Genomic DNA, 3,120 nt, shown 5'->3' on the forward strand with positions numbered 1-3,120 from the left:
GGCAAACTACATCCCACGAGTGAACTACGTGGGCTTTGTTTGCAGTATCCTGTAAATCAGATTCCCCCCTGGTTTCCTTTATGGGTTACTCTAGCAGTCAGAACGATATACAGAATGTCAAACAAGAACTCTTAGAGTTTGTGAAACAACTTGTTCAACAATCTGTTAATCAATACTTACAATCATTGGAACAGGGGATTTCCCAGCATCCCACGATTCAAGAGATGAAAACCCACATTGATTCATTAGACCATTATTTAGATGGTTTAACCCAAGCTATTAAAGATAGAACAGAGATTTAGACTGATAATCAACCCATTGAATCAGTAATAGATCCACATTCCGCACTTCAAGAAAGTAGTATCGGAATAATATAAAATTTCGTGCTAATAGCGATCGCAGTAGTAATTCAAAATTCGTAATTTGAACAAATATACATATATTATAGGAGGTAAATGTTGAGAGCTTTGTGAATTTTGACGACAGAAAATAGAGGAATGACAAAAAGTCCCGATTCATGATTGAAAACTTTTTAAAAGTATTAATTATGATAAAATTAGCAGTCATTAATAATTTATAAATAATATTTTTGACAAGAGACTGGGAGAGAATTTAAAATAAAAACTCGTTCTTCTGTTAGATTAACAATTTTTTTATGGTTAACTTTTCAATCTTTTTTCAATAGCATTTGACCAATCATTAATCATAGTCGCAACTTCTACACCAATAACTGAAGAATTATCAGATAAGATAATATTTAGTTGGTTCGATTTAACTTGACCCAACTTTTGCCAATTATTACCTAAATTTTGCTGTAGATAACTTTCCCATTGCTGTTGATTTTCAGGACTAATAGAAATAAGAATTTGTCCACACACTTCACCGAAGAGTAAATTATCTAACCGCATTTTTTCTGGATAATTTAGTTTGATTTCTGCTCCTAAATTTCCGCTAATACAACATTCAGCTAAAGCGATAGTTAAACCACCTTCTGAACAATCATGCGCCGATTTTATCCAACCTTGACTAATACCTTCCTGGCAAATTTTCTGGACTAAACGTTCCTGATTAAAGTCGACTTTTGGTGGCTTTCCTGATATAATATTATGAATACTGGCTAAATATTCGGATGCCCCTAAAGTAGCCTGATTATCAATTCCCAATAAATAAATAATATCTCCTTCATTTTGCCAACCTTGTCCACAAACCTTGGTAATATCTTCTATTAATCCCACCATTCCTATAACGGGAGTGGGATAAATTGGCTGAGGATTTCCCTCGCTATCAACTGTCTCGTTATACAACGAAACATTGCCACCTGTAACTGGTGTTTCTAGTTCTAGGCAAGCAGAAGAAATACCCTGACAAGCTAATGCTAATTGCCAATAGCCGATAGGATTTTCAGGACTACCAAAATTCAAATTATCCGTAATTGCTAAAGGTTTAGCCCCCACACAACTGAGGTTTCTAGCGGCTTCTGCAACGGCAGCTTTTGCCCCTTCTAAGGGGTCTAAATAGACATAACGAGAGTTACAGTCAGTGGTGGCAGCTACCCCAATTTTACAAGTATTTGGTTTAGCTGAAATAGGACGAACACGAACCACGGCTGCGTCTGCTCCTCCTGGTAAAATAACAGTGTTATTTTGTACCTGATGATCGTACTGACGATAAACCCATTTTTTAGAGGCAATAGAAGGGGTATCTAAAAGTTCTAACAGAACATCATTCCAACTTTTCAATGCTCCCTCAATTTCTATTCCTTCCACCGTACAATCCGGTAAATTTTCTTCTGTCCACTGCCAGGCTTTTTGTGCGTATTCGGGAGGGTTTTCTAATAACTCTCGATGATAGATTGGGGTATTATCTGCTAAAGCACTAGCAGGAATTTCTGCGGCAATTTCTCCTTGAAACAATATCCGAACAATAGGAGCTTCTATCACTTTTCCTGCTACCACTGCTTGCAGTTCCCAACGATGAAAAATATCAATTAATTCCTGTTCTCTTCCCTTTTGCGCCACAAATAACATTCGTTCCTGAGACTCTGATAAAAGGTATTCGTAGGGGACCATTCCTGTTTCTCTTACAGGGATTTTATCTAAGTCTAATTCTATGCCAACCCCTCCATTAGCGGCCATTTCAGATGTGGAACAGGTAATTCCTGCCGCTCCCATATCTTGTGCCGCTACCACCGCACCGGTTTTAAATGCCTCCAAACAAGCTTCAATCAAAGACTTTTCCAAGAAAGGATCACCGACTTGAACCGCCGGACGATCATCCATTGATTGATCCGTTAATTCTGCACTGGCAAAACTCGCCCCACCCATGCCATCTCTACCAGTAGTTGAGCCGACGTATAAAACAGGATTACCTATTCCCGTTGCCCCAGATTTAACGATGTCTTTTGTCTCCATTAAACCCAAAGCCATTGCATTCACTAATGGGTTGCCATTGTAAGCAGAATTGAAGTAAATTTCTCCCCCAACCGTTGGCACTCCAACGCAGTTACCATAATGGGAGATTCCTTCAACAACTCCCGAAAAAATACGCCTAGTTTTGGCATTTTCCAACTCTCCAAACCGTAGAGAATTTAAACAAGCAATAGGGCGCGCTCCCATTGTAAAAATATCCCTTAAAATCCCACCAACTCCGGTAGCGGCACCCTGAAAAGGCTCCACTGCAGATGGGTGGTTATGGGATTCAATTTTAAAGGCTAATCTTAACCCTTCTCCTAAGTCTACTACCCCTGCATTTTCTCCTGGACCAACCAAAATTCGATCGCCTTCTGTGGGAAAATTTTTCAGTAAAGGACGAGAATTTTTGTAACAACAATGCTCAGACCACATGACCCCAAACATACCTAATTCTGCTTTGTTGGGGTGTCTTCCTAACCGTTTGACTATCTCCTCGTACTCAGAGGGTTTTATGCCTTCTGTGGCTATTTCTTCGGGGGTAAAGGGTTGGTTCATAGGTTTATACCGCAGTTTTAGATTAAGAGGTTAAGGGTTGAGGCAGGAGGCAGGAGGCAGGAGGCAGGAGTCAGGAGTCAGGAGTCAGGAGTCAGGAGTCAGGAGGCAGGAGTCAGGAGTCAGGAGTCAGGAGTCAGGAGTCAGGAGGCAGGAG

The 3,120-nt window shown here is 40.0% G+C and carries 2 protein-coding genes; one reads left to right on the forward strand and one right to left on the reverse strand.

Annotated features, from left to right (window positions below; genetic code table 11):
* Positions 1-140 precede the first annotated feature (140 nt).
* Entirely contained in the window at positions 141-302 is a 162-nt protein-coding gene (locus tag P9B04_RS18210; protein ID WP_342056397.1) for a hypothetical protein, read from the forward strand.
* Between the two features lie 357 nt (positions 303-659).
* Here P9B04_RS18210 and purL read toward each other — a convergent pair whose 3' ends face one another.
* A complete protein-coding gene (gene purL, locus P9B04_RS18215; protein WP_342056398.1) occupies positions 660-2,966 on the reverse strand; it encodes a phosphoribosylformylglycinamidine synthase subunit PurL in 2,307 nt (768 codons plus the stop codon).
* Between the last annotated feature and the right edge of the window lie 154 nt (positions 2,967-3,120).

The sequence above is a fragment of the Crocosphaera sp. Alani8 genome (assembly GCF_038442745.1).
GTDB lineage: Bacteria > Cyanobacteriota > Cyanobacteriia > Cyanobacteriales > Microcystaceae > Crocosphaera.

Bases quoted from the DNA above. Each gene is read 5' to 3' on its own strand.
- purL (WP_342056398.1), bottom strand. From the start codon at position 2,966: ATGAACCAACCCTTTACCCCCGAAGAAATAGCCACAGAAGGCATAAAA.